Raw genomic sequence first — 17,639 nt, 5'->3', positions numbered from 1 at the left:
CCGGTTTTACTTGCCTGTAACAGTTACATCGACAAGACTGACTTCGTCGGACGCACCCCGCCGCCGAATCCCCCACCGGATCACCTCGGCCGTTCCCCGGACCGATACCGGCGCGGCGGCGAGGGTGCGCCCCTAACCGCCCACCTTCAGGCTCAGCCACAGTGCGAGCACGCCCGCGACCAGGGCCGGGGGCACGGTCAGCACCCCCAGCCGCAAGAAGTCGCGCGGATCCGGCGCCGCGTCGTGCGTGTGCAGAATCTGCCGCCACAGCAGCGTGGCCAGCGAGCCCACATAGGTCAGATTCGGGCCGACGTTCACCCCGATCAGCATGGCCAGCAGCAGGGCCGGCTTCGACTCCACGACCGGCAGCATCACGAGCGTCGCGGGCAGGTTGTTGAGCACGTTGGCCAGGCCCGCGGCCAGGAAGGCGACCGCGAGCAGACCCAGCAGGTCGGCGTGATCGGGCGTGATCGCGTGCAGCAGGTCCTCGAGGCCGTGCTGCTGCACGGCGAGCACCACGATGCCCAGGGCCAGCACGAACGCGCAGAAGGCGGGATTGGTCTCGCGGATCAGCGTGGTCACCGGCACCCGGCGGGGCACAGCGAGGAAGAGCGCGCCGGCCACGGCGATCCAGGCCGGGTGTACGCCGAACGAGTGCGAAGCGGCGAAGCCGACCAGCGTCACGGCCAGCACGATCAGCGCGTACCGCGGGGCCGGACCGTTGCCGGGCTCGGGGCGGGGCTCCTCGCGGGCCCGCAGGTCACCGGCGAAATAGAGGCGGAAGACCAGGTACTCGACGGCGATCACGGCCAGCCAGGGCAGGATCATCAGCGCGGTGAAGCCGAGGAAGGTGAGCCCGCTGGCCGCGAACGCGAGCAGGTTGGTCAGGTTAGAGACGGGCAGCAGCAGCGACGCCGAGTTGGCCAGGTGGGCGGCGGCGAACGCGGGCGGACGGGCCCTCGCGCCGACCCGGGTCGCGGTGGCCAGCACGACCGGGGTGAGCAGCACGACGGTCGCGTCCAGGCTCAGGAACGCCGTGGTGAGGGCCGCGGCCACGAAGACGGCGGCGAGCAGCCGGGGCGGGTGATCGCCGCCGCGGCGGGCCGCGATCGTCCCCGCGTACCGGAAAACGCCGTGCTCGCCCGCGAGGTGGGCCAGCACCAGTACGGCGGCCAGGAAGCCGACCGTCGGGCCGAGCTCACGGAACTCGGCCCAGGCGTCGTCCCACGACACGAGCCCGAACGCGATCACCAGACCGGCCGCGGGCACGGCGGCGACGGCCTCGGGCAGGCCACGAGGCCGGACGACGGCGAAGGCCAGCACGACAGCCAGCAGAACCGCCGAGATGATCAGGGGCACCGCCGCAGGCTACGAGTCGAACAGCTCCTGTGCACCTGAGACGTTGAGCACGCGGGCCACCGCCGACGCCGCGTTGATCACCCGGAAGCCGGTGCCGGAGGCGAGGGCGGCGTTGTAGCCGTCGATCAGCGCGCCCAGGGCCTCGGAGTCGATGAAGGTGACGTCGGTCAGGTCGACGACGACCCGCGGGGAAGTGCTGAGCGCTTCGACGATGGTCGCGTGCAGCTCGTCGCGAGCGTTGATGTCCAGCTCGCCGGTAGGCCGCAGAACCGTCGCCGCCTGGCCTTCGTCGATCCGGTAGGAGTCCACCACGGGGAACTTTCTACCAGCACCACGCGGATTCAGCCCGGGAAGCTGGCCCAGACATGCTTGGTCGTGCCCGTCCGGTACCAGCCGACGTCGATCGCGAACGTCTTCGTGAGCTGCAGCCCGAGCCCGCCGGCGCCCAGCGGGCGACCCTCGTCGACGGCTGGGAGCGTTCCCAGATCGTGATCCGCCACGTCCAGGATCAAGTGGTCGTCCTCGCGCAGCAGCCGCACTTCGGTCGGCGGCAGCCCGTGCCGCAGCGCGTTGGTGGCCAGCTCGGTGGCGACCACGGCCATCCGGTCGAACAGGTCGTCGACCTCGTCGGTGTGGTCCTCGATCGCCTCGCGCAGCGCCGCCCGCAGACTGCGCAGCTCGCCGAAGGTGCCGAGCGTCCAGCAGTGCAGCTCGGCGGCCGCGGGGTGAGGAGCCGAGGATTGCAATGCAGACATGGTGTTCATCTTTCCGGGTCCGACTGGTTTGACACTGGCCCGTGCGGGTCACTGCTATCACCGTACGGACTAATCCCTTCAACAGGCGATCCAGGGTTCTCGATCTTCATCAAGATCCGCTGCGTATATTTGCTATCACGCAAAGTAACTCATACTTTCGGCTAGTCTTCCTTGGCCTTGTCGGCTAGGTTGGTCATATCCGAACGGCCTAGTGCGCTTGGCCGGCGGTGATCACATCGACCGCCGTCGACCAGTTAGATAGGGACACCCGACCGACCCGGGCCCCGCTTCTCGAAGCGGAGCCGGCTCTCCGGACAGGTGCCAGGGAGGACCACCGACATGACCGTCACCGAGACCACCACGAGCGTTGACGCCGTCCCCGCCGCCGCCAAGGCGCCGGTCGACAGCGCCGCCGAACTGCTGAACGCGATGGCCGCGATGCCCGCCGGTCACCCGTCGCGAGCCTCGCTCCGCGACCGCGCGATCGAAGCCTGGCTGCCGCTGGCCCGCCACCTTGCCCACCGCTACTCCGGCCGCGGCGAGCCCACCGACGACCTCATCCAGACCGCGACCGTCGGCCTCATCAAGGCCGTCGACAAGTTCGACCCCGAGCGCGGCGTCGACTTCGCGGGCTACGCGATCCCGACCATCATCGGCGAGATCAAGCGCCACTTCCGCGACCGCACCTGGTCGGTGCGGGTGCCGCGCCGCCTGCAGGAGCTGCGGCTGGCCATCACCGAGGCCAACGCGACGCTCACGCACAGCCTGGGCCGCTCCCCGACAGTCGCCGACGTGGCCACCCACCTGGGCGTCACCGAGGAAGACGTGCTGGAAGGCCTCGAGGGCGCCCGCGCCTACAACGCGACGTCGCTGTCGACCCCGATCAGCGCCGACGGCACCACCGAGCTGGGCGACACCCTCGGCGGCGAGGACTACGAGTACGAACTGGCCGAGACCCGGGTCGCCCTGGGCCCCGCGTTGGCCACGCTGGACGAGCGCGAGCAGAAGATCCTGACGCTGCGCTTCTACGGCAACCTGACCCAGTCGCAGATCGCCGACCAGATCGGCATCAGCCAGATGCACGTCTCGCGCCTGCTGACCAAGGCCCTGACCAAGCTGCGCGGCCAGCTCGCCGCCGACACCCTGTAAAACAAACACCACATTCTTCGTGGCCGGCCCGGTTCGGGCCGGCCACGAGTGTTTTCCGCCCCCGATCGCGTCCCTCGTCCACCGGCCCGACCTGCTCGAAGACCCGTACCCCGCCGATGTTGACCGCCCTCAGCGTGATGCCTTGGGAGGCGCATCAAGTCCGCAGCAGTCGATCTCGGCCTGAAGCTCGCGCTCGGCCTTCACAACCGATGATCTCGCCGGGGTGCCACCGCCTCCCCCGCCCTCCCAAGGGACGGGGGATTCTTGCATTTTTGGCCAGCCGCCGACGTGAGTCGTCCACAGGTGACCGGCAACGGTTGCGCCCACACGCGCGCCTATCCACAGGCACTTCGAACGCCCAGCATTCTCGAGCTGGAGCCGAGCGGAGACCGAACCGCGGGCGCGACGCGCGACCCGCGACCCGCGACCCGCGACCCGCGACCCGCGAGCATCACGCCTGAACCGGCCCAGTTCGCGGCGCGACATGTGGGCGAGAACCCGACACACGGCACGTGGCGAGGCCGATCGGACAAGGGCTGGGCGAAGCGCGTCAGGTTGCTGTGCGGCACGCCCTAGATCGACGTAGTCGGCGAACGACGCCGCATCACGGGCCGCAGCGGCGGTGACGCCTGGGTAGTACTCCTTCACCGCCTTCGGCGGCACACCATCGCGGACCAGACCGGCGACCAGGTCAAAGTCGACGCGAGTTCCCGCGACCACCGGACAGCCATGTCGCACGGACGGGTCCACCGAGATTCGCTGTCGCGGACGGACGAGGTCGGGGATCTCGACGTCGCCGAGCGAGAATGAGCGCAAAACGTCGCCAAACTTGATCACCGTGATCTGTTGACCGGGCTGTTCGACGAGGTCAACTGGGCCGACTTGCGCACGGCCCGGGCCGTCTCCGGCGTTGTGGACCAGGGCGATCCTTCGGCGGCCTCGATCGACCAGTCGATATTGCGAAAGGTGACCGGTCACGCTCAGCCTGTCCAGGGCTCGCCGGATGCTCGGCAACGGACACGCCTCTCGCAGGTAGACGAAAGTGCGCAGGGCGACCAGATCGCGGAACGAGTAGGCCACCGGCCTGGTCGCCGAAACCTCCGGAACGAGCAGACCCTGACGACGCCAACAGGCCAACTGGCCCCGCGTAGCACTGGACAGGGCGGACACGATGCGCGGTTCGCAGGCCATGACCGTCAGAGTTTCACTTCGACGCCCTTTATGAAAGCACGAAGCTAGTTGTCGTGTGCTAAGTGCGGGGTCAAGCCAACGGCGTGACTTCGGCGTAGCCGGTGGCCAGGCGGAACGGGGGGCGGACCGAGGTTCCCGTGCCGGCCAGTAGGACCAGGTTGCCGGTGGATTTCTGGACTGCGGCCAGGTCGGGGTAGCCGTCGCGGTCGAAGTCGCCGAGGCCGGTGAGGTCGCGCAGGTCGGTGGCCGGCATGTTCAGGGCTACCTTGGTGCCGGTGAAGCCGTTCCGGCGGCCCAGCCACAGGTAGAGCTTTCCGTCGGTGTCGCGGGCGGCCAGGTCGGGCACGCTGTCGCGGTTGAAGTCGCCGGCGCCGGCCAGTTCGGTGCGGCCGGACCAGCCGCTGCCGACCAGTTTCTGGCCGGACAGTTTCGGGCCGGGCTGACCGGCGTACAGGAAAAGGTTGTTGCCCTTCGAGAGGGCCAGCAGGTCGGGGCGGCCGTCGCCGGTAAGGTCGCCGACCGGGGTTATCTCGCGCATGTTCTGCCAGCCCTGAGTGAGCCGTTTGCGCGGGCCCAGGCCGGTTCCGGTGCCGGGGTAGAACCACAGGTCGCCGTTGGTCTGGCGAGCGACCACGTCCTCGCGGCCGTCGCGGTTGAGGTCGCCGATGCGGACTACGGCGTTCATGGCGCGGAAGTCGGCGGCCAGGGTGCGGCGCTGGTTGTTGTCGATCAAAGAGCCGTTGCCGTGGAAGACCGACAGCGCCCCCGTCGGCGAGCGGCCCAGCACGTCGGACCAGCCGTTGCCGTTGAAGTCGGCTGCCTTGGTCTTGGGGAGCGGCGCGAAGTCGACGTAGTCGTTGTCGATGTTGATCGTGACGCCGCCGTACGTCTCTTTGTGGCCGCCGCGCCACTGTTTCATGCGGCGCTTTCCGGGCCAGACCGTGGCCGGGATGGCCTTGTCGGTGACCGTGGAGACCAGGTCCCAGCGGGCGAAGTCGAGGTAGTCGGGCCGCGTGTAGCCGGGGACCGAGTAGTTCGCGACCTGGTGGGCCACGCCGGACGAGACGCTGGAGTAGAAGCCCGAGAAGTAGCCGTTGTCGTGCAGCCGGGCCGTCCAGCCGTTCATGAACGCCAGCACACCCTTGCGGCAGGCGGCATCGTCGGTCCGGTACGACTCCATGTCGTAGATCAGCACGCTCTCGCGGGCCAGCCCGAGCCTGGTGGCCTGGGCGACAGCGTCGGACGCGGTGACCCGGCCCTGGGTCTCGGCGTGCGCGTTGTCGATCAGTTTGCGGCCGCCACCGATGGTCGTGCAGGTCGCCTGCGGCCCGACGTAGAGCGGCAGCAGCTTCCAGCCGGCCTGCACCTGCTGCTTGACCCAGGCCGCGCTCAACTGCGGCTGAGCACATCCCCGGTTGACGCCGCCGATGTAAATGCCAATTGCTTTGTACGGCGATTTGGCCCGCCAGGCTTTCATGGCCGCGCTGGTCGGCGCGGTGCAGGCATCGAAAGCCTCACCGGTGAACGCGCCAGGCTGCACGGTCGTCCAGGCGGCGGCATCGGCCCGTTTCAGCGCGAACGAGGACGCGGCCACGACCACGGCGGTGATCAGCGTCCCGACAGCAATCTTGCGCCGGGCGGGGGTCAGGACGGACATGACTGCCGAGCCAAGCAAGCCGCGGCCTAGAACACCTCGGCCGAACGGCCCTTGTCACCCGTCCGGGTAGACATCCGACCCACTAGGAGCAGGGCCGCCGCCAGCACCAGCGCGCCCAGTTCCATGCCCGCGCCGACCAGCGGCGTCGAGTCGTACCCCCAACCGGCGGCGATGGCCCGGCCGCCCAGGTAGGCGCCGGCCGCGTTGCCGAGGTTGAAGGCGGAGACGGCGGCGGCCGAGACGATGAGGTTGTCACCGTCGGCCGCGGCGATCACCCGGGTCGTCAGGCCGGGCACCGTGGCGTACGCGGCCACGCCCAGCACGAAGAGCGTGACCGCGGCCGGCCCCCGTGAGTGCGCGGTCCAGGCGAACGCGACCAGGATGATCAGCATGATCGTGGCGGCCACGACGATCGTCGGCATGAGATGACGGTCGGCCGCCCGGGCGCCGATCACGTTGCCCAGCACCAGGCCGAGGCCGAACAGTACGAGCAGCCAGGGCAGCGCGCCCGCCCCGAACCCGGCCACGTCGGTCATCAGCGGCGCCACGTACGTGAAGGGGGCGTAGACGGCGCCGAACGCGAGCGCGGTCATGCCCAGCGCGAGCCAGACCACGGGATTGCGAAAGGCGGCCCAGTTGGCCCGGGCCGCGTCGCCGGCCGCCGTCACCGGCACGAAGGCGGCCGTGGCCAGGGCGGCCAGCACACCGAGCAGGGCCATCGCCCAGAACGTGGCCCGCCAGCCCGCCTGCTGCCCGAGCAGGGTGCCCAGCGGCACGCCGGCCACGCTGGCGATGGTGATGCCGCTGAGCATGGCGGCGATGGCGCTGCTACGACGGTCGGGGCGGACGAGGTCGGCCGCGGCGATGGTGGCGATGCCGATGAACGCGCCGTGGCACAGCGCGGCGACGACCCGGCCGGTCATCATCGCGGCGAAGTTCGGGGCGACGGCCGAGATCAGGTTGCCGGCCACGAAGAATCCGAGCAGGCCGATCAGTACGGGTTTCCGGGGCCGGCGGGCCACGGCGGCGGTCAGCAACGGGCCGCCGATCACCACGCTCAGGGCATAACCGGAGATAAGCAGGCCGGCCGTGGGGATCGAGACCGACAGATCGCCGGCGATCGGCGGCAGCAGGCCGGTGATGACGAATTCGGTCATGCCCAACGCGAACGTGCCGACGGCCAGAGCGGTGAGCGCGAGTGCCGAGCGCGATGCCATCGGGACACTCTGGCAGAAGGGTAGCGTCGGCGGGGTGGAGCCTGCCTTCGTGCTGCATGACCACCGCAAGCCACGGCCGCACTTCGACCTGCGGCTCGAGGCGGACGGCGTGCTGCGGTCGTGGGCCGTACCGCGCGGGTTGCCGACCGACCCGGCCCGTAACCGGCTGGCCGTGGCCGTGCCCGACCACGATCTCGACCACCTCACCTACACCGACGCGGACAAGTCGATCGCGGACATCGGCTGGTGGCAGGAAGAGGACCGCAACGACAAGCGGTTCGTTTTCACCCTGCACGGGCGGGAGGGGTCACACCGGTACGCCCTGATCCACACAGACGGGGTCAACTGGCTCCTGCACCGCACCAAAGAGCAACCTGATTAGTGCCTGGGGCTACCGTTGACGCGATGCCACCTGTAGCCGACCTTCCCGGATTCCTGCACGGCGTGGCCCCGATTCTCGATCGCTGGGGCTACTACGCCATCGCGGGCGTGATCGGCGTCGAGAGCTTCGGGGTGCCCGCTCCCGGTCAGACGATCATGGTGGCCGCGGCCATCTACGCGGGCGCCGGCCGGATGAACATCGTCGCGGTGGCCGCCATCTCGTTCGTCGCGGCCGTGGTGGGCGACAACATCGGCTACTGGATCGGCGTCCGGGGCGGTCGCAAGCTGGCCCTGCGCTGGGGCAAATACGTGTTCCTGACCCCCGAGCGGCTGGCCCGGGCCGAGGGCTTCTTCGCGCGCCGCGGCGGCCGGGTGGTGCTGGTGGCCCGGTTCATCGACGGGCTGCGCCAGTTCAACGGTGTGATCGCGGGCATCACCGCTATGCCGTGGCGCACGTTCCTGCTCTACAACGCCATCGGCGCCGCCCTCTGGGTAGGCTTCTGGACGACCATCGCGTACCTGCTCGGCACCCATCTCGTCGAGATCATCGAGCACGCCCACCGATACAAGTGGTGGGCCATCACGGCCGTCGTGCTGGCCGTGGCGGGTTACGTGGCGCTGCACGTGCGGCACATCCGCCGCCGTCGCGCGCGCAAGGCCGATCCCGCCGCGGCGCAGGACACACCCTCCTGACGGTTGCCCGCCCGCGGCTGGGGTAGGGCCATCGAGAGGGAAGGAGAAGCCGTGACCAGCAAACAGCTCGACCGCCGCCGGGAGCAGACCGCGGCCGCGCACACCGCCGTGGAGCGGACGAGGACGACCGTCACCGAACTCGAGAACAGGCTGCGCACCAACGCCGACCTGACCGCGCAGCAGAAGCAGGCCCTGCGCAACGCCGAGGCCGAGGCGAGGCGGCTCAAGCGGGCGCTCAAGACTCAGGCCCGCGACAAGGACAGGCTGACCAAGGCCCACAAGAAGGCCGTGACCAAGGCGAGCAAGGCGCACGACAAGGCATCCGCGCTCGAGGACAAGTACGGCAAAAGCCTGCTCGCCGACCTGATCCGGCGCGAGAAGGAAAGGGACCGGGCGTCGGCCGCCGGGTCCGAGGCTCCGGCCGTCGCGCCGGTCAGCCCCGCGCTGCCGGCCGTGATTCCGCCGGTGCCCGCCGAGAGCGCCGCTGCGGTTCCTGCCGAGACCGCTCCCCCGGCCACCTCGAACACCGCCCGGGCCACGGCCGCTCGCCGGACTGCCGCGAACGCCGCCTCGTCGGCGGCCGCGACGCCGCGCACGCGTGCTCCGCGCAAGACGGCCGCGGTGGCCGAAACGCCGGCGCCGGCCACGACCGCTCGGCGCGGCGTCCCCCGCAAGCGCACTCAATAATTTCGTACGCGGGCAGCCCGCGCGCCGATCCGGCCGTGGGCTACCCGTACGCCTTCCGTCGCGTACTACCAGGGACAATGATCGCCGGGACTATGCGCGATCGGTGGAGGTTTCAGGTGCCCGAGGAGCAATTCGACGTCAGCCAGGTGCGGGCGGTGCTGTTCGACATGGACGGCACCCTGGTCGACTCGGACGGGGCCGTACTGCGCTCCTGGCTGGCCTGGGCCGCCGAGTACGGCGTTGACGGCGAGCAGGCGTACGAGATGGCTCACGGCAGCCCCAGCGCGACCACCGTCCGCAAGCTGCTGCCCCACCTCGACGAGGCGGCCATGGTGGTGGCCTCGGCCCGCCAGCTCGAGCTGCAGTACGACGATCTCTCCGACATCACGGCCACCCCGGGCGCCCACGAGCTGCTCGTGCAGCTCACCCTGCGCGGCCTGCCCTGGGCCGTGGTCACCAGCGCCGACAGCCGGCTGGCCAAGGCCCGCCTGGCCGCGGCCGGCATCACCGCGCCGGTGCTGGTGACGACCGACGACATCGCGGCCGGCAAGCCCGACCCCGAGGGCTACCTGCGCGCGGCCGAACAGCTCGGCGTCGACCCGGCCGACTGCCTGGTGATCGAGGACGCCGAGGTCGGCCTGGCCGCGGGCCGGGCCGCGGGCGCGCACACGGCCGCCCTGCGCGGCCTCGACGGCGACCTAAGGCTCGACACCCTGGCCGACCTGGCCCGGTTGCTGGGCTGAGGGCGGCAGGTCGTCGAGGAAGTCGACGGTCGGCACGTAGAACAACGACCCGGTGAGCGCGGTCGAGAAGTCGAGGATGCGGTCGTACGTGCCGTAGGGCTCGCCGAGGAACATGCGGCGCAGCATCAGCTCGGGCACGTCGGGAGTGGCCGCGTAGGCGATGTAGTACGTGCCGAACTCGCCCTCCTTGACCGAGCCGAACGGCATGTTGTCCCGCAGGATCTTGAACTCGTTGCCGTCCTCGTCCTCGATCACGTTGAGCTTGACGTGCGAGTTGGGCGCCTTGTCCTCGTCGGGGATCTCGACGTTGTCGAGCTTGCGGCGCCCGATCGCGGCCTCCTGGTCCTCGACCTTGAGGGCGTTCCAGGCCTCGAGGTCGTGGATGTACTTCTGCACCATGACGTAGCTGCCGCCGGAGAAGGCCTCGTCCTCGTCGCCGATCACGACCGCGGCCATCGCCTTGGCCCCGCTCGGGTTCTCGGTGCCGTCGACGAAGCCGAGCAGGTCGCGCTCGTCGAAGTATTTGAAGCCGTGCGTCTCGTCCACGATGTCGCCCGCGCCGCGCAGCCGCTCGCCGATCTTGGCGGCCAGCTCGAAACAGACGTCCATCTGCCCGGCCCGGATGTGGAAGAGCAGGTCGCCCGGCGTCGACGGCGCGCTGTGCTTCGGACCCTTCCAGGCCCGGAAGCGGTGCAGCTCGGCCGGGCGGGGGCCGGCGAAGAGCCTGTCCCACAGGTCGGAGCCGATGCCGGTGACGCAGGAGAGCTGGGCCGCGGGCAGCCGGAAACCGACCGTACGCTGCAGCCCGCTCAGGTCTTCGAGCAGGTCGCGCACGGCCTGTTCGCCGCCGGGGCGGACGGTGGCCACGAGGAAGATCGCGGCGTCGGTGAGCGGGGCCAGCACGGCCTGCGAGGCGACGGTCGGGCCGACGGAGCGGGGCGCGGTCATGAACCGGAGTTTATGGGCCGGGCCCCGCTCGCGGACCGTGGAGTGATCGGCGTGACGTCGTCAGAAAGCGGCGAACCGGCGGCGGTCCTGGCCGTTGATCGTCGTGAAGTCGCCGCCGACCTCGATCGTGCCGGCCACGTGGTTGACGCTCAGCACGCGGACGCCGATCACCCCGTTGGCCGTCGGCGCCCACCCGGTGAGCTGGCCCTTCGAGGTCACGGCGGCCAGCTTGAACCGGGCCCGGGCGCCGTCCACGCAGCCGCCCTTGAGGCCGTTGCGCTCGGTGACGCAGGCGTTGTCGAAGTGCCCGCCCACGTAGGTGATGCCGCCGGTGGTGGCGATGGCCGAGGCGTCACCGTCGAACACCCGCTGCCAGCGCATCGCGCCGGTCCATCCGTACGCGATGGCCCGTCCGCCCTGACCGGCCGTGGCCACGTGCACGCCCAGGGGGTCGAGCGAGATCGCCCGCACCTCGGCCGGCACCCGCGGCCGGAAGCGCGGCTCGACCACCCCGCTCGTGCCGTTGACGCCGGCCAGCCGCAAAGTGCCCTTGACCGCGTTCACGGTGTGGAAGCCACCACCCAGATAGACCCGGGGGCCGGTGACCGCGAGCGCGTGCACGGTGTCGTCGGCGGCCGGGCGCCAGACCGGGTCGAGCTTGCCGGTGGTCAACGAGAAGGCGGCCAGGTTGCTGCGCTTCTGGCCGGAGACGTCGGCGAAGCTGCCACCCAGGTAGAGCCGGCCGTTGCCGACGGCCAGCGCGTAGGCCGTACCGGCCAGGGTGTGCTGGAACGACCGGAGGTCGCCGGAGGTGGGGTGGAGGCGGGCCAGCGAGTCGCGGTGCTCGCCGTCGACGCGGTGGAAGTCGCCGGCCGCGTAGACGCTGTCGGGGGTGGCGGCCAGGGCTCGGACCACACCGTCGGCGCGCGGGGACCAGTCGAGCATCTTGCCGGTGCGCGAGTCGAACGCGGCCAGCCGGTCGCGCGGGTAGGTACGCCCAGCCGCGGTGGCCGTGGTGAACGAGCCCCCGACATAGACCGTCGCACCGCGGTGGGCGATCGCGTAGACACCACCGTTGAACGTGGGTGCGGAGGACCGGGCCTGCGGGACCGCCGCGGGCGCGGCGGACGGCGGGACGAGCAGAGCGATCAGGACGACCAGGGGGACGAGAAGACGAGGCACAAAGAGCCTAACCGTCGTGCGTCCTCGAAAGTCTCGCCATGTCTTGATCTTGGATGTGTTCGTGCTCGAGCGCGAGCTGCTCGTCCGCGGCCGGGGGCTGGGTGCGCAGGCCGAGCATGGCCAGCCACTCGACCAGCTGGCGGTGCACGGCGTCCGGGCCGTCGAGGTCGTCCTCGGTGACCGGCCAGCGGGCCGGGTGCACCAGCACGGCGTCGGTCTGCCAGCCGCCCAGGCCGCCGTGCGAGCCGACCAGCTCCTCGAACGCGGCCACCTCGTCGTTCACCGGGTCGACGCAGCTGATCAGGACCAGGTCGCCGATGTGGGCCGCCTGCTGGTGACGCAGCAGGTCGTGCCGGGCGCGGGGACCGTACGGCAGAAGCGGGTCCACTCCCTCGACGACCCCGTCGGTCAGCCGGTGGCGGCCGGAGCCGCCCAGCGCGACCGGCCCGTCCGCGGTCTGCACGATCACCAGACCGATGCCCGGATGGGCGACCAGGCCGTGGACGAGCCGCGGGTAGACCCGGTCGATCTCGGCCCGGTCGAGCCGCTCGGGGAAGCGGGTCAGATAGACCAGGGCCAGGTTGCCCGACGAGACCACCAGCAGCGGGGCCAGCGGCGGCTCCGGGAAGTCGGGTTCCTGGGTGGCCTCGCTCTCGGCCGGCGTCTGGGGCGCGTCGGCCTGGTCGGGGGCCGAGAAGCGCTCGACCACCTCGTCCAGGGTCTCGCCGTAGCGCTGCTTGAACGTGGCCCCCTGGCTCTGCCCGTGGTCGGACAGCACCACCAGGTGGTAGCGCCGGGCCGCCTCGGGGGCCAGCCGTTCGAGCACGCCGAGCATGCGGTCGAGGCTCTCGAGCTGGCGCATCGACTCGGGCCGGGCCGGGCCCGCGTGATGCGCGACCTCGTCGTAGTCGACCAGGTCGCAGTAGATCGACGGGGCGCCGCGGGCCATCTGCTCGGCGATCAGCGACACGTTCACGTCGCGCAGCAGCATCGAGGCCGGTCGCAGGGCCAGGAACGCGCCGGACCGGCTGACCCGGGGCTGCAGGTTGCGGCGGCGCTGCAGGCGGGCCTGGTAGAGCTCGGTGAAGACGTCGCCGACGCCGAGGACCAGGGCGCGGGTGAAGCCGTAGGGCGAGGCCATGAACGCCGCCCAGCCCCGGGCCGACCGGCCGGGCAGCGCGGCGTGGCTCACCGTGAGCAGGCTGACCGCCGCGTCGCCGCTGAAGGCGTTGCCGATGCTCACCCCGCCGTCACGCAGCAGGCCGCGGCCGTCGCTGAGCCGCGGTTCGAGCACCGCCGCGTCGCGGGGCCGGTTGGTCACCATGAGCTTGCCGGTGTCCTTCTCGAACCACCGGAAGGCCGGGATCTGCCGGGTCGCGCCGTGCAGGATGCCGGCCTGCGACGCGGGCGTGGTCGAGGGCAGGCCGGTGTGCCAGCCCCGCATGGTGTGGCTGCCGGAGCGCAGCCAGTGACCCAGCGTGGGCAGGTTGCCGGCGCGGACGGCCCAGCGCAGCACCGGCTCGGACAGGCCGTCGAGCTGGACCATGAGCAGCCCGGGCTCGGTGCCCTGACGGGGCCGGCGGAAGGTCAGCAGCGGGCCGCCGGCCAGCCGGGCCTGCCGCCGGCGGACGCCGCGCATGAGCCGCCGGGCCTCGCGGACGAACGTGTCCTCGGTGCCGCTGTCGGCCATCCAGTCGACGATGGCGGCGAAGACCACGGCCAGGATCGCGGTGACGACCAGCGAGGGCAGCCCGCTGATCCGGTTCGCCGGGTCGAGCTCGAGGGCGACCACGATGACCACGACCTGGGCGATCACCCCGAGCAGCATCGCGCCCCAGCCGCCGAGCGCGGTGATGCCGAGCAGCAGCAGCGGGCGCAGCACGGCGCCGACCCCGGCCACGATCGCCACCAGGCCCAGGGTGTCGACAACGTCGTTGCTTTCGACACCCGGCATCAACCAGAGCGTGACGGTGAGCACGACGAAGGTGACCAGCGCGCTGCGCAGCACGGCGCGGAGCCGGTTGAGGATCCGGCGCCAGCTCAGCAGGACACGGAGCTCGGCCCGCCAACTGCGGGCGACCGGGGCGGCGACGGGATCGCGAGGGCTGATGGCCACCGGCAAACGATCGCACAACCACGGCGGATGGTGACCGACCGTGCCCGGAATCACCCGGCCCGGCCGTACACCCGGACGAGTGATCACCTGGGGCGGGCGTGCCCCGTCCGGATAGCTTCGGAGCGGTGCGCGCCCGATTCGTCTTGATCATCCTTATCCTGCTCGGCCTCGCCGCCTGCGGCGCCCCCGAGGAGGATCCCGCCCCGGCCCCACCGGCCAAGGTGGTCGGCTACTTCACCGGATGGGGGGTCTACGCCCGCGACTTCCAGGTGAAAGACCTGGACGCGAGCGGAGCCGCGAGCCGGCTCACCCACCTGCTGTACGCGTTCGGCAAGGTCACCGGGGGCCGGTGCACCGCCGCCGACCGCTGGGCCGACTACGAGAAGCCGATCGAGGCCGCGCACAGCGTGGACGGGGTGGCCGACGAGCGCGACACGGCCCTGCGGGGCAACCTGGGACAGCTCCGCAAGCTCAAGCAGAAGCACCCCGGCCTGCGGGTGCTGTGGTCGTTCGGCGGCTGGACCGGCTCGGCCGGCTTCACCCGGGCCGCCCAGGACCCGGAGGCCTTCGCCGCCTCGTGCCACGACCTGGTCACCGACCCGCGCTGGGCCGGCGTCTTCGACGGCATCGACATCGACTGGGAGTACCCGAACGCCTGCGGCCTGAAATGCGACACGAGCGGTCCGCAGGCCCTGCCCCGGATGCTCGGGGCGCTGCGGGCGAAGTTCGGACCGGACTCCGTGATCACGGCCGCGGTGCCGGCCGACGTGTCCAAGCTGACCGCCACCGACTACCGGGCGGCGGCCGGCACCGCGAACTGGCTGAGCGCCATGACGTACGACTACTTCGGCGCCGGCGGCGACACGCGCAAGGCGCCGAAGACCGCGCCCCACTCGCCGCTGACCGCCTATCCCGGCATCCCGCGCGAGACAGCGACCACCTCGGTCACGATCGACGAGCTGCTGAAGCTGGGCATCCCGCCGTCGAAGGTGCTGCTCGGCATCGGCTTCTACGGCCGGGGCTGGACCGGGGTCACCGCCGACGAGCCGGGCGGTGACGCGACCGGACCGGCCGCCGGTCGCTACGAGAAGGGCCTGGAGGACTACGAGGCGCTGGTCAAGCGGTGCCCCCCGACCGGCACGATCGGCGGCACGGCCTACGCCCGCTGCGGCACCCAGTGGTGGTCCTACGACACCCCCGAGACGATCAAGGCCAAGATGGCGTACGCCCGCAGCAAGGCCCTGGGCGGCGCGTTCGCGTGGGAGCTCTCGGGCGACACGACGAAGGCCGAGCTGCTCACCGCGGTCACCGACGGACTGTCCGACGCGACCCGTTAGCCGACCTGCACCCAGACGTTGTCGAGGGCGCCGTTGAACTGGTCGTTGTCGGCGAAGGCGCCCTTGCCGCCGATGCTCATCGGACGGTTGTTGGTGACCGAGAGCGAGGCCGGGACGATCGTGCGGCCGCGCAGCGTGTTGTCGACGAAGACGGCCAGGACGCTGCCGACCCGGGAGCACCGCACCCGGTGCCAGCGGCCGTCGGCCACCGAGACCGTGCTGGTGGCCATGCGGATGCGGCGCAGCCGGTCACCCACGAGCACGCAGCTCGGGCGGCCGGCCACGCCGTCGATCTGCAGCTTCCACTGACTGCTCGTCTTCGAGAAGCCCTTCTGGATGACGTTCTGGCCCTTGCTGGTCTGCGTCGGGCTCAGATAGACGTCGGCGCCGAAGGAGATGTCGCGCGGGCCCGGGTTGAGGTCGGGGGTCGACGGGGTCTGCAGGGCCACGTGCGGGCAGACGCGCAGCAGGCAGCGGGACGGGAACAGCAGCGCCGAACCCTGCCCGTGCGCGACCTTGCGGACCGCGCCGCCGTGGCCCGAGATGATCCGCAGCGTGTGGCCACGACCCGACCCGTCCACTATCGGGTGCTCGTTGAAGGCGTACCGGGCCATCAGCACGGCCGGCGTCTCCCCGGCCGGTCGGCTCTGCGCGGACACGGGGGCGCCCGGGCCCATCACGACAGCGGCCGAGACGACCGCAGCCAGCACGCCGCACCATCGGGATCCCATGTCCTAATTATGGCTTGTGAACGGTTTGCAATCCCTTGGGTACCTCCGGTCGCCCCCGAACAGGCATCAACCCGACACCGATGAGCTCTCCAACGGGACGGCCGTGCCCCGCACCAGGCCCAGCTGGACGCCCTGCCGGGGCAGTACCGCGTCGAGCAGCCAGTCGGTGGCCACCCGCACACGGTTGCCGGGCATCGAGAGCAGGTGGTAGCCGCGGGTCACGACCTTGGCCGGGAAACCCCGGAGCGGGACGCCGACCGGGTTGGCGGCCGCGTCGAGACCGCCCAGGTCGACCACGAAGCCGAGGTCGTGGTGCTTGTAGGCCCGCCGCCGCCCCTGCCCGTACGAGGCCGCGATGTTGCGGGCCACCGTGGTGCCCTGCCGGGTCGCGTGCTGCGCGGTCATGCCGGTCAGCTCGCCGGGCCGGGTCAGGTCGGGCACGGCGGCGGCGTCACCGATCGCGTAGACGTCGGGGTGGCCGGGCACGCCCAGGAACTCGTCGACCACCAGGCGGCCGTGCTCGAGCGGCAGGCCCAGATCGGCCACCAGCGGGTCGGGACGCACGCCGACGCACCAGATGAGCGAGCGGGTGGCCACGAAGTCGCCCGTGGACAGATGGACACCGTCCTCGGTGGCCTCCTTGACGCTCGTGCGCAGCAGCACCTCGACCCCGCGAGCCCGCAGCACCCCGTCGGCCGCGCCGGCCAGCCGCTGGTCGAGGCTGGGCAGCACCCGGTCGGCGGTGTCGAGCAGGAGCCAGCGCACCTTGTCGCGCAGCTCGGGCCGCTCGGCGGTGAGCGCCCTGGTGTAGAGCACGCCCTGGGCCGCCACCTCGGTGCCGGTGTAACCGGCGCCGGCCACCACGAACGTGCACCGGGCGCGCCGCTCCTGTTCGGTGGTGGCGTTGACGGCCAGCTCGATCTGGCGGGTGATGTGGTCGCGCAGATAGAGCGCCTCGGGAATGCCGCGGTAGCCGTGCGCGTACATGGTCACCCCCGGCACGGGCAGCAGCTTGTTGACGCTGCCGGCCGCGATCACCAGCCGGTGGTAGCCGATCGAGCCGGCCCGGCCGTCGGGGTCGACGAACGAGACCGTGCGGGCCGCGAGGTCGAACCCGTCGACCTCGCCCAGCACCAGGCGGACGCCCGGCAACGCGGCCTGGAGCGAGACGGTGACCCGCCGCGGCTCGAGGATGCCGGCCGAGACCTCGGGCAGCAGCGGCAGGTAGAGGAAGTAGTCGGTCGGATTGATCACGACGATCTCGGCGCCGCCGCGGGAGAGCTTGGCCAGGGCGCGGGCCGCGGTGAAACCGGCGAAGCCGGCCCCGACGACCACGATGCGAGGGCGTGCCATTGAGGATCCTTTCCTCCTGGGCGCCACCGACGCCCCGACCGACGCTACCGAAGACCGCGTCACCGGCGATGTGAGCCGGGAGACATTCACCGACGCTGGCATGTTGACCGTTCGGCCAGTCTCAAAATCGGCCGAACGGT

The 17,639-nt window shown here is 71.1% G+C and carries 17 protein-coding genes; 6 read left to right on the top strand and 11 right to left on the bottom strand.

The window, feature by feature from the left end:
- Positions 1–132: 132 nt before the first annotated feature.
- Genes M1L60_RS23210 through M1L60_RS23200 form a run of 3 tightly spaced genes read right to left on the bottom strand, consistent with a single transcriptional unit; the run spans position 133 to position 2,114 of the window.
- A complete protein-coding gene (locus M1L60_RS23210) occupies positions 133–1,359 on the bottom strand; it encodes an SLC13 family permease (RefSeq protein ID WP_253239581.1) in 1,227 nt (408 codons plus the stop codon).
- A gap of 9 nt (positions 1,360–1,368) precedes the next feature.
- Positions 1,369–1,671, bottom strand: a complete 303-nt coding sequence (locus tag M1L60_RS23205; RefSeq protein ID WP_253239580.1) for an STAS domain-containing protein — start codon at positions 1,669–1,671, stop codon at positions 1,369–1,371.
- A gap of 29 nt (positions 1,672–1,700) precedes the next feature.
- Complete coding sequence (locus tag M1L60_RS23200) at positions 1,701–2,114, bottom strand: ATP-binding protein (RefSeq protein WP_253239579.1); 414 nt, start codon at positions 2,112–2,114, stop codon at positions 1,701–1,703.
- 339 nt (positions 2,115–2,453) lie between these two features.
- On the opposite strand from M1L60_RS23200, the gene M1L60_RS23195 reads away from it, so the two are divergent.
- A complete protein-coding gene (locus M1L60_RS23195; protein WP_438862147.1) occupies positions 2,454–3,263 on the top strand; it encodes an RNA polymerase sigma factor SigF in 810 nt (269 codons plus the stop codon).
- A 129-nt stretch (positions 3,264–3,392) separates the two neighbouring features.
- Here the strand turns inward: M1L60_RS23195 and M1L60_RS23190 are convergent, their stop codons facing one another.
- The 3 genes from M1L60_RS23190 to M1L60_RS23180 form a co-directional block, all read right to left on the bottom strand.
- Positions 3,393–4,343, bottom strand: a complete 951-nt coding sequence (locus M1L60_RS23190; protein ID WP_253239578.1) for a DUF433 domain-containing protein — start codon at positions 4,341–4,343, stop codon at positions 3,393–3,395.
- Between the two features lie 181 nt (positions 4,344–4,524).
- Complete coding sequence (locus tag M1L60_RS23185; RefSeq protein ID WP_253239577.1) at positions 4,525–6,111, bottom strand: glycoside hydrolase domain-containing protein; 1,587 nt, start codon at positions 6,109–6,111, stop codon at positions 4,525–4,527.
- Positions 6,112–6,137: 26 nt separating this feature from the next.
- On the bottom strand, positions 6,138–7,328 hold the full coding sequence (locus M1L60_RS23180; RefSeq protein WP_253239576.1) for an MFS transporter: 1,191 nt from the start codon (positions 7,326–7,328) through the stop codon (positions 6,138–6,140).
- A 34-nt stretch (positions 7,329–7,362) separates the two neighbouring features.
- Between M1L60_RS23180 and M1L60_RS23175 the strand changes: the two genes are divergently transcribed.
- The 4 genes from M1L60_RS23175 (at position 7,363) to M1L60_RS23160 (ending at position 9,832) form a co-directional block, all read left to right on the top strand.
- On the top strand, positions 7,363–7,710 hold the full coding sequence (locus M1L60_RS23175; RefSeq protein WP_253239575.1) for a DNA polymerase ligase N-terminal domain-containing protein: 348 nt from the start codon (positions 7,363–7,365) through the stop codon (positions 7,708–7,710).
- 23 nt (positions 7,711–7,733) lie between these two features.
- On the top strand, positions 7,734–8,402 hold the full coding sequence (locus M1L60_RS23170; protein WP_253239574.1) for a DedA family protein: 669 nt from the start codon (positions 7,734–7,736) through the stop codon (positions 8,400–8,402).
- Between the two features lie 51 nt (positions 8,403–8,453).
- Positions 8,454–9,089 carry a flagellar biosynthesis protein FlhF gene (locus M1L60_RS23165; protein WP_253239573.1) on the top strand — a complete coding sequence of 212 codons (636 nt, stop codon included), beginning with the start codon at positions 8,454–8,456 and terminating at the stop codon, positions 9,087–9,089.
- Positions 9,090–9,205: 116 nt separating this feature from the next.
- Positions 9,206–9,832 (top strand): HAD-IA family hydrolase, encoded by a 627-nt coding sequence (locus M1L60_RS23160; protein WP_253239572.1) that lies wholly within the window; start codon positions 9,206–9,208, stop codon positions 9,830–9,832.
- On the opposite strand, the gene M1L60_RS23155 is transcribed toward M1L60_RS23160, so the two are convergent.
- From M1L60_RS23155 to M1L60_RS23145, 3 genes are read right to left on the bottom strand one after another with little or no spacing between them, the layout of a single operon-like run.
- Positions 9,788–10,780, bottom strand: a complete 993-nt coding sequence (locus M1L60_RS23155; protein ID WP_253239571.1) for a Dyp-type peroxidase — start codon at positions 10,778–10,780, stop codon at positions 9,788–9,790. The two genes, M1L60_RS23160 and M1L60_RS23155, sit on opposite strands and share 45 nt — an antisense overlap.
- Positions 10,781–10,840: 60 nt before the next feature.
- On the bottom strand, positions 10,841–11,962 hold the full coding sequence (locus M1L60_RS23150; RefSeq protein WP_253239570.1) for a hypothetical protein: 1,122 nt from the start codon (positions 11,960–11,962) through the stop codon (positions 10,841–10,843).
- A 7-nt stretch (positions 11,963–11,969) separates the two neighbouring features.
- Positions 11,970–14,078, bottom strand: a complete 2,109-nt coding sequence (locus M1L60_RS23145; protein WP_253239569.1) for an alkaline phosphatase family protein — start codon at positions 14,076–14,078, stop codon at positions 11,970–11,972.
- Positions 14,079–14,203: 125 nt separating this feature from the next.
- Between M1L60_RS23145 and M1L60_RS23140 the strand changes: the two genes are divergently transcribed.
- Entirely contained in the window at positions 14,204–15,415 is a 1,212-nt protein-coding gene (locus tag M1L60_RS23140) for a glycoside hydrolase family 18 protein (protein WP_253239568.1), read from the top strand.
- Here the strand turns inward: M1L60_RS23140 and M1L60_RS23135 are convergent.
- Together M1L60_RS23135 and M1L60_RS23130 are read right to left on the bottom strand one after the other, a co-directional pair.
- The gene (locus tag M1L60_RS23135) at positions 15,412–16,146 is read right to left on the bottom strand and encodes a LamG-like jellyroll fold domain-containing protein (RefSeq protein WP_253239567.1); all 735 of its coding nucleotides are present in this window, start codon (positions 16,144–16,146) and stop codon (positions 15,412–15,414) included. The genes M1L60_RS23140 and M1L60_RS23135 overlap by 4 nt on opposite strands.
- A gap of 66 nt (positions 16,147–16,212) precedes the next feature.
- Complete coding sequence (locus M1L60_RS23130) at positions 16,213–17,499, bottom strand: NAD(P)/FAD-dependent oxidoreductase (protein WP_253239566.1); 1,287 nt, start codon at positions 17,497–17,499, stop codon at positions 16,213–16,215.
- Positions 17,500–17,639 lie beyond the last annotated feature (140 nt).

It is taken from the genome of Paractinoplanes aksuensis, from assembly GCF_024137025.1.
Classification (GTDB): domain Bacteria; phylum Actinomycetota; class Actinomycetes; order Mycobacteriales; family Micromonosporaceae; genus Actinoplanes; species Actinoplanes aksuensis.
This window is presented reverse-complemented; position numbering and strand designations above follow the sequence as displayed.

What these genes read in the sequence shown, in the direction of transcription:
- M1L60_RS23200 (WP_253239579.1), bottom strand. Translation starts at nt 2,114, where the DNA reads ATGTCTGCATTGCAATCCTCGGCTCCTCACCCCGCGGCCGCCGAGCTG.
- M1L60_RS23195 (WP_438862147.1), top strand. Translation starts at nt 2,454, where the DNA reads ATGACCGTCACCGAGACCACCACGAGCGTTGACGCCGTCCCCGCCGCC.
- M1L60_RS23185 (WP_253239577.1), bottom strand. Translation starts at nt 6,111, where the DNA reads ATGTCCGTCCTGACCCCCGCCCGGCGCAAGATTGCTGTCGGGACGCTG.
- M1L60_RS23180 (WP_253239576.1), bottom strand. Translation starts at nt 7,328, where the DNA reads ATGGCATCGCGCTCGGCACTCGCGCTCACCGCTCTGGCCGTCGGCACG.
- M1L60_RS23170 (WP_253239574.1), top strand. Translation starts at nt 7,734, where the DNA reads ATGCCACCTGTAGCCGACCTTCCCGGATTCCTGCACGGCGTGGCCCCG.
- M1L60_RS23155 (WP_253239571.1), bottom strand. Translation starts at nt 10,780, where the DNA reads ATGACCGCGCCCCGCTCCGTCGGCCCGACCGTCGCCTCGCAGGCCGTG.
- M1L60_RS23135 (WP_253239567.1), bottom strand. Translation starts at nt 16,146, where the DNA reads ATGGGATCCCGATGGTGCGGCGTGCTGGCTGCGGTCGTCTCGGCCGCT.
- M1L60_RS23130 (WP_253239566.1), bottom strand. Translation starts at nt 17,499, where the DNA reads ATGGCACGCCCTCGCATCGTGGTCGTCGGGGCCGGCTTCGCCGGTTTC.